This window comes from Massilia sp. PWRC2 (genome assembly GCF_049896725.1).
Taxonomy (GTDB): domain Bacteria; phylum Pseudomonadota; class Gammaproteobacteria; order Burkholderiales; family Burkholderiaceae_D; genus JAFCUW01.
In genome coordinates this window covers 1-8147 of record NZ_JAFCUW010000021.1, presented here as the reverse complement: position 1 = coordinate 8147, position 8147 = coordinate 1, and the positions used below count along the sequence as shown (strand labels likewise).

Annotated in this window: 6 protein-coding genes; 2 read left to right on the top strand and 4 right to left on the bottom strand. The window is 53.6% G+C overall.

The genetic code is table 11. From position 1 onward, the window contains the following. Positions 1 to 216: 216 nt before the first annotated feature. A complete protein-coding gene (gene tnpA, locus ACP7BZ_RS22570; RefSeq protein WP_426117391.1) occupies positions 217 to 405 on the bottom strand; it encodes an IS66 family insertion sequence element accessory protein TnpA in 189 nt (62 codons plus the stop codon). Between the two features lie 310 nt (positions 406 to 715). Between tnpA and ACP7BZ_RS22565 the strand changes: the two genes are divergently transcribed. Then, positions 716 to 2277, top strand: a protein-coding gene (locus ACP7BZ_RS22565) for an IS3 family transposase (RefSeq protein ID WP_426117389.1) whose coding sequence is annotated in 2 segments (ribosomal slippage) — positions 716 to 1172 and positions 1172 to 2277 — 1563 coding nt in all. Because the reading frame shifts where the segments join, the coding sequence is not laid out codon by codon here. 19 nt (positions 2278 to 2296) lie between these two features. Here the strand turns inward: ACP7BZ_RS22565 and ACP7BZ_RS22560 are convergent. Genes ACP7BZ_RS22560 through ACP7BZ_RS22550 form a run of 3 tightly spaced genes read right to left on the bottom strand, consistent with a single transcriptional unit; the run spans position 2297 to position 6086 of the window. Next, complete coding sequence (locus ACP7BZ_RS22560; protein ID WP_426117387.1) at positions 2297 to 3529, bottom strand: O-antigen ligase family protein; 1233 nt, start codon at positions 3527 to 3529, stop codon at positions 2297 to 2299. Beyond that, positions 3526 to 4797 carry a glycosyltransferase gene (locus ACP7BZ_RS22555; protein WP_426117385.1) on the bottom strand — a complete coding sequence of 424 codons (1272 nt, stop codon included), beginning with the start codon at positions 4795 to 4797 and terminating at the stop codon, positions 3526 to 3528. The genes ACP7BZ_RS22560 and ACP7BZ_RS22555 overlap by 4 nt, the downstream gene beginning before the upstream one ends. Further along, positions 4794 to 6086, bottom strand: coding sequence for a lipopolysaccharide biosynthesis protein (locus ACP7BZ_RS22550; RefSeq protein WP_426117383.1), 1293 nt, complete (start codon positions 6084 to 6086; stop codon positions 4794 to 4796). Before ACP7BZ_RS22550 ends, ACP7BZ_RS22555 begins: the two co-directional genes overlap by 4 nt. A gap of 216 nt (positions 6087 to 6302) precedes the next feature. On the opposite strand from ACP7BZ_RS22550, the gene ACP7BZ_RS22545 reads away from it, so the two are divergent. Continuing rightward, positions 6303 to 7646: a DUF1565 domain-containing protein gene (locus ACP7BZ_RS22545; RefSeq protein ID WP_426117381.1), complete on the top strand. Its 1344-nt coding sequence runs from the start codon at positions 6303 to 6305 to the stop codon at positions 7644 to 7646. Positions 7647 to 8147 lie beyond the last annotated feature (501 nt).

Sequence of the window (8147 nt, the reverse complement as noted above, 5' to 3'; positions counted from 1 at the left end):
TTGCCGCTGGCGTCGATGCCGTGAATGGCAAAGACGTTCTTCGCCAGGTCGATTCCCACGACCGTGACATCGTGTGCGGCTGCTGCGGGAGTGGTAAACTTTTTCATGACTTCCCCTTTTCGATTGTGGCTGACTAATTCGCCAAATTCGTTTAGACCACGTCGGCTTACAAACGTTGCTTCACCGTAGGTTCAGGAACGGGGAAGTCCCTTTCATTCACAGGGGGACCGCGCGAACAGGGACGAATTCAGGCAACGGCGTCGTGGCCGCCAGACTGCGCGACCAATAACTGATCTGCTTCTGCGTCACGCCATGTTCCAGCGCGAATGCTCGCTGGGACAGGCCACTGGCCCGCCACTGCGTCACCAGTTTCTGCCACTCTTTTTTACGTGCTGCGCTCGCCACTATTTTTCTCCTCAATAATCGAAGAAACCAGTGTGGACGTCACAATCAGGAATTCATAGATGGGTGGACTGGACGCTTACAGTTCAGCAACGCGAAATACCGCAGACATGCAGGGGCATGGCAAGATTTGCAATGTAGCTCTGCGCTTCTTGCGTGTACCCAGTCCGCCGCCATGAATTAAACATTGCTTCCCTACTCAAACACAATTGAGGTACTGAATCACCAACTATGACGGGATTCAGGGGCAGCGTTGCCCCTGGTGTCAGACTAGTTGTCGCCTCTAAATTTCTTCCAAAGATAGAGGCGCAAGATGAAAGCAAGGTATTCCCCAGCATTTGTAGAACAGGCCTTGGTCAAGGTATTCTCGCGTGGCGGCATGAGCGTGCAGGCAGTCGCTGACGACATCAACGTCAATTACCACACGCTAAAAAATTGGATGGTGAGGAAAGCAGTGGCAAAGACGAAAACCCCGGCGACGAAAGAGAAGCGCTCACAGGATTGGAGCGCCCAGGAGCAGCTGGTGGCATTGCATGAAACGCACGGTATAAATGGTGAAATATTGAGTGCGTGGTGCCGCGAACATGGCATTTTTCCTCATCATCTGATCGAGTGGCAAGCAGCGTTTTGTACGGTTAAGAAAGCCGATCCCGCGGAGGCGAAAGCGCTGCGCGTGCTCAAGGAAGACAACGACCGATTGCAACGTGAGGTGCTGCGCAAGGGCAAGGCATTGGCGGAGGCGGCAGCGTTACTGATCCTGCAAAAAAAGTTCCGGGCGCTGTGGGAGGACGAGGCCAAATGACCGTCCTGCCAGAGCGCCTTACAGTGATGGCCTTGGTTGCCGAAGCAGTCGGCGCCGGTGCGCGCCAAGACCAAGCATGCGCCGCCATCTCGCTGAGCGAACGGACCTTGCAGCGCTGGCAGCGGGACGTGCTGCGCGGCGACCGGCGACCGGCGCGCGTGCAGGCGCCGAACAACCGACTCAGCGCGCTTGAACGTGCTCGCCTGCTCGCTGTCGCCAACTCCGATGAGTTCGCAAACGTGCCGCCCAGCCAGATCGTGCCGCGCCTGGCCGATCAGGGGGTGTACCTGGCGTCGGAATCGACCTTCTACCGCGTGTTGAAGGCGCACAAGCAGCTTGGCCATCGCGGCGCCGAGCGGCCCGCACAGGCGCGGCACAAGCCGCGGGCGCTTGCGGCAAACGCTCCCGGCCAGCTGTACAGCTGGGATATCACATACCTGCCGACGCCGATAAAAGGCATCTACTTTTATCTCTACCTGTTCATGGATATCTTCAGCCGCAAAATCGTCGGCTGGCAAATATACGATGTGGAGAGCAGTGAGCTTGCCGGCGAGGTGGTGCGCGACATCTGTCAGCGCGAGAACATCGCCCCGGAGCAGGTCGTACTGCACTCCGATAATGGCAGCCCGATGAAGGGCGCGACCATGCTCGCTACCCTGCAGGCGTTGGGCGTGATGCCCTCGTTCAGTCGTCCGTCCGTGAGCAACGACAACCCCTATTCGGAGTCGCTGTTCAAGACCCTGAAATACCGGCCGGCCTATCCACGAAAGGCCTTCGACAGCCTGCTGGCAGCACGGCAGTGGGTTGGCAGCTTCGTTCATTGGTATAACCATGAACACCGTCACAGCGCGATCCGGTTTGTGACGCCTGCGCAGCGTCACGCGGGAATGGACGCGGCGCTGCTGCTCAAGCGGGCCGAGGTATACCAGGAAGCAAAGATGGCACATCCCGAGCGCTGGAGCGGCGATACGCGCAACTGGAATCTCGTCGCCATCGTCCATCTCAATCCGGAACAGACGAGCAGAAACGAAGCAGAAATCGAGAAGAACACACGGTTCAAAAAAGCAGCATGATGATCAGGTCAGGCGACAACTAGCTTGACAACCACCAGTTGTTGGGAACGCCCCAGTCTTGCATAAAAATCCCCGCAGGCCGCCGTGAAGCTGAGGCGTCCGATAGTTGCATTGGAGATGCACGCAGACTCGTGGACGAAAGCAGCAAAAACAGCCAAATCGGTGCTTCATAAAAGAACATTTTCTCGTTAAGAGGAATCAAAAATAGGATGATGGCCAAAATAGGTCCATTGACAGCAACCGAACGAGCCAATATCAATACCAGCGCCAGCGTCACTAGTGCGCCGCCCCGGGTGACAAGATTAAAGGCGACACCAATATCCTGGTAATAGCAGCGCACGCACGGATCTGAACCAAAGCCAACGCCGAAAAATTTCTCTTCGATACTCTGAGTCATATACGCGTGCATCCCTTCGACACGATGAGACAAACTACCATCGTCATGTTCAAAAAAACGGTCCTCCAAATGGTTCAGCACACCGGAGAAAAATAAATAAGCGAAAATGGCAACTATCAGCACGAGCAAATGCACCATTCTAATTTTACTACGCCACAAATACGCCATTAATGCGATGAGTACCGGTACGAAATACACCGAAGATCCTGAATTAGTCAGAAAGATCGACAAGACTGCGAGAAATGCGATCCATAATATTCTGGCGGAAAATTCAGCAACCAGTAACAGGATGGCGGTGAGGCAACCGATATAGTTGGCATAGGTGCCAGGTTCGACTTGAATTCCAGAGAATCGGGCGATGTTGAGGTAATCTTCTGCAAAGCGGCTATCAGATCCAAACAGCGCCTTGTGGAAATCAAAAATACTGTGGGTAACCACATAAAATAAAACTGCCTGCACGATGATGAAAATTGCGTTAATCAGCAGCAGCGATGAGACCGATATAACAAATTCTTTGCGCCAACGGTAGCTCGCTTCATACAACATGAGTGCAAGCGCACCGTTAGCCAGTATTAATAAAGTGAACTGGGCCGGTACCGGCTTAATAACTATAGTATGAAATAATATGGTGAGAACAGCCAGGGAGATCATTATCGCCGCCATCCTGATGCTCATCTGCTTGATTATCACCAAGGGTGCCAGCATGAACATCCCCGCGCCGGCAGCGAAGTATTTTGGGAACATCGTCGGGTGTGGCCCGGACTGTTCAAACGGTGTGAACAGCAAAAATAAGGACGCAAATAACGCCAGCAACGCATAACGAGAACTGAGCTTGTCTGCGATCAAGTGACTCACGAGCGCTCCATACTGCGCAATAGCGCTCGGCCAAAATTGAGATAGTTACACTGCGCATTAAACGAGGTAGACCAATCAGATCGCGCTCTGATGCGATAGCTTCTGGCAAGCGATTTATTGGTAAATGTTAACAACGCTGCGGCAATTCTTGCCGGGCTGGCGGATGCCTCAATCAGAATGCCATTGGCGGCGTTGACGATCTCGCTACTACCACCGACATCGGTCGCCACCATCGGAATGCCAACGGAACTCGCTTCCATCAGGCTGACGGGAATGCCTTCAGAATCGCTGACATTGACGATCACATCAAAAGCGGCATCGCGGTAGTATGCGACCACGGCGGCCTGCGGCATGTAGCCTTTCAATACCACCTCGACGTTGTGACTACTGAGCAGCCGGCTTGCTTGCAGATGTAACTGGTCAAATAGTTCACCATCACCGATATGCGTCCATCGCACGTGCATGTGAGGGTGCACTTTTAATAAAAACTCAATGGCTTGTATGATTAGGTGAATGCGCTTCCCTGGAACCATGAAGGAACAAGAGAGGATAGACAGAATATCGTCCTGCGGTTGCGGATTGATAAAGCCAGGATCAACAACACCAAGCCGTGCCAAATGAAAATTGGGCTTTAATTCAGGATACTTATCGGTAAGATATTTTTTTCCGTGTTCAGAAATGCAAAAAACGGCATCAATGCCAGCGGTGATCGTGTCAATCAAACCGGCATAGCCCCCCGGACGGAGTTCTTCATAAAGATCACCGCCATGACCGCGGGCGACGATCGTTATTGTCTTGATACTTTCCAGCGACGACCTGTTCCGAAACGACAGTGCGCCGGCAATTTCTGGCACCATCCAATAGAAATAAATCATGTCATAATGCTTGCCGGCAGCAAACTGTCGCTCCAAAAATTGCTCAAACAGTCGCGCCCGGTAGAGCGAACGCGCCAGCTCCTTCAAATTCTCAATTCGGTGCGCCCGGCCAAGAATAGTCATTGCTTCGCCCAGCCAAGGTTGACGCCCCAACGCCCGTATGAACGAGCTGATCACATGGATCACGCGCGCGGCACCCCACCGTGCTTTGGCATAGGCAAGTTCGACATCGTGCGGCGTCGCTCGGGGCGACGTATGCGGCGCCGAAAAACTGGGCACCAGTGTCACTTTCGCAAAAAAATCGCTCACATAAGCAAGCTCGGCCTCGATGAAAGACTCACCTTGGCCGTAAGGAAAACCTGTACTTACCATCATCAGCTTCTTGGACTTCATACGTGACCCGCCTGAACGCGTTTGTTCATGATCTTTTTGTCGGCAAACACTGTATAAAGTGCCGTGCAAGAAAAGGCAATCGAGGATGCCATGGCTGCGCCTTGCATTCCCCAGCGGGGAATTGCCAATAGATCGCCGCAAATATTGATCCCCAAGCACAGCAACGCACCCCAAATATTGACGCCCTGGAATCCCATTCCTGCCAGTGAATTGGCAATCACACTCATATAACTCCACAGCACAACACCAGGCAACAAAATAAGGAAAGGCGTCACACTGCCGGCATAATCTTCGCCGAACACCCAAGGGATGGCAGTGGAAGCCAAGAAGCCAGCAAGCAAGGCGCCGCCTCCCGTGACGAGGACGACGACAAGCGCAACCTGATCGATCATCTTCTGCAACTGGGCAGGTGTGCGTTCCTTGGCAGCCGACTCGGGAAAGACAATCATCGCCGCGGCGCCAGATACCAGCCAGAACACCTCCGCCAACTGCACGGAAAGGGCGTACTTGCCAACCGCAGTAGCACCCAGCATGACACTGACCAGGTAAAGTGCTAGGCGATAATTAAGGAACGTGATGACGTTACTCAGATGGGCGCACAATCCAAAAAATAAGACACCGGACAGACGATAGTGCGCTGACGTCGACGTCTCAAAGCGCCCAATGCGCCGCTCGCTTGAAAGCCATAATGAACACTGACTGACGATGGTGCAGCAGACAACCGCCACCGGTGTAATCATGTCGGCGGCCCTGAGCAACAGAATAGATATGCAAAATACCACCGGCTGTATCAACAAGGTGAGGTTGTAGGTGCGGTAATCGCGCTGCCCTTGAATTAATGCCGAAGACCAAGCTGCTAGCAGCAACATCGGGAAAAGTAGACTGGCCAGAAGCGCAGCATTTTTGTCAATTCCAGGAAGAACGCGCCCGATCAGATGATTGCTGCTTATCAACAAAACCACAGCGATGACAATCCACAAACCAACAGCGAGGCACCAGTTGGTGACACGCATGCGGGTATGGTCTCCCTTGCCGCTGCTCAAGTGATAGACATTGCTGGGACCGATGCCAAGGTTCAGAAATGCAAACAAGGTCTGGGGAAGTAGCATCAGCGTTGTCAGCACACCATTTTGCTGTGGCCCCAAGGTCCGCGTCGTGATCCATAGGCTTACAAAATACAGCGCGCTGGCAAAAATTTGACGCGCAACTGTAGAGCCTATCGCCACCGTCAGGCTAGGCCGCGCCTTCACTTTTGAAGCCGCTGCAGAAGAGGCACTGGGATTGTTCATGGATTAGATGAGGCGTAAGTCGCCTCCACACCGGACGCGTTACGACTTAGTATGAAATGCAATTCGACTGATGAATTGAGATTCCACAAGGCAGAAGAGCGAACCTAATTTCAGCATCTTGATTACTGTCGCTATCAAATGCGATATTGATACGGCAGTACAGACCTTCGCCACGATCAGATAGCATGGGCAGCGTATTGGCTGAAAGGAAATCGGATGAACAAGCGATTTTTTATGCCTGCCCTTTTGTTGACTTTAACTCTGACGCACGGCCAAGGCACCTCGGTCGAACAGCGCGCTGTGGCAATTTCTCTTACACCATCGCCAGCAGAATGGGCAAAGCCGCAGTCAACGACAGCAACTGTTGAGTCGAATTCGCTGCCAGCACAAGCGGCGATTCCGCTGCCGATCACGGCGACAGCATCAGTGGCTCAGGCCGGTACCTCCGCCAGCACCGAGCAAGGGGACATTTACGTTAGCCCGGCCGGCAGCGACAGCAACCCTGGTTCGGAGCGACTGCCGTTCCGTACCATCGGGCGCGCCGCCAGTGTGGCTACCGCAGGCAGTACAGTCCATGTGACGCCAGGCCAGTACATTGGAGAAATTAGCACCTACAATGCAGGCAGAGCTGACGCACCTGTCCACTTTGTGTCAACCATACAATGGGGCGCGCATCTGCTGGGTCAAGGGAAGGATGCGGTCTGGACTAACCACGGCGACTTCACCATCATCAGCGGCTTCGATGTCAGCGGCAGCGGTCGCATCGGCATTTTGAATCTGGGCTCGCACACCCTGATCGAAGGCAATCACGTACATCACCTGACAGTGAGCGGCGGCTGCACGGCAAACGGCGGTGCCGGCATCGACAACGGCAATTTCACCGGGTCGAATGGCGATATCATCGGCAATATCATCCACGATATTGGCAGCCCAGGCAGCTGCAACGGCGTCCATGGTATTTATTCGTCAAACCACGGCGGACACATCATGAATAACCTGGTGTATCGGGTGGCAGCGTACGGTATCCACCTATGGCACGCCGCCACCGCCGTGACGATCGCCAACAACACCTTGTTCGCCAACGGTTCCTCCAATATGGGCGGGGGTATCATACTGGGTAATGGGGATGGCCCGGATGGAACGGTGCTGAACCATACAAAAGTTATCAACAACATTGTTTACGACAACCCGGCGACGTCCATCAAGGAATTTTGCTACCCTCGGCACGACTGTACCGGTGCAAACAACACAGTCGCCAACAATTTAGTTTTTAAAAACGGCCAGCCTATCTCGCTGCGCCGCGGCAGAGCGAGAAATACGATCACTGCCGATCCCCAGTTCCTCGATTATCGCCCGGACGGCAGCGGTAATTATGGGCTACAGGTGACCTCACCTGCATTAGCCAAAGGGGTCAGCATGGACGCGGTCAGCCGCATTACAATTGGTGTCACGAAAAAAAATGCATCTCGCAGCAGTAAGCCCGATATCGGTGCCAACCTTGCTCAGAGGCCCATCATGTTGCGCTCCCCACCATCGCCAACCACCGCGCCTAAATCGTAACGACAGTCCTCGAAGCCCTCCAGTGTTCTTACGCAGGAATAAGGCGGGCGAATTGCCCCCATCGCGCAGACCTTGCGCACCTGTCGGCCGGCATCGTCGATAAACGCAAGCAGTCCTCATCGCGGCAGCGCCGCATGATCTGCTGCCACGGCAAGCATTTCAACCGCAACGCAGGCGCTGCGCCCTGCGGCGACGGCCAACGTGCTCGCGCTGCTACTCTGTGTTGATTTAGTTCAATTGAGCAATGAGAGGGACATTGCTCGGATTGTTATAAATCAAAGAAACTATTTGCGAACTGATACGCCAGGAAAATTTTCTCTCAAAACATTGAACTAAAGAAGTATTTTGAACTCCAAGCTACTCATTCACTCGTAGTTAATGAAGGGCAGCCTCTAAAACCAAGTGCAACACCCTTTGCTGTAAGGTGCTGCCATGCCGAAAATCTATACCCATCTGACGACACAGGAGCGCGCCGTCGTGATGACCATGCGGGACGACCAG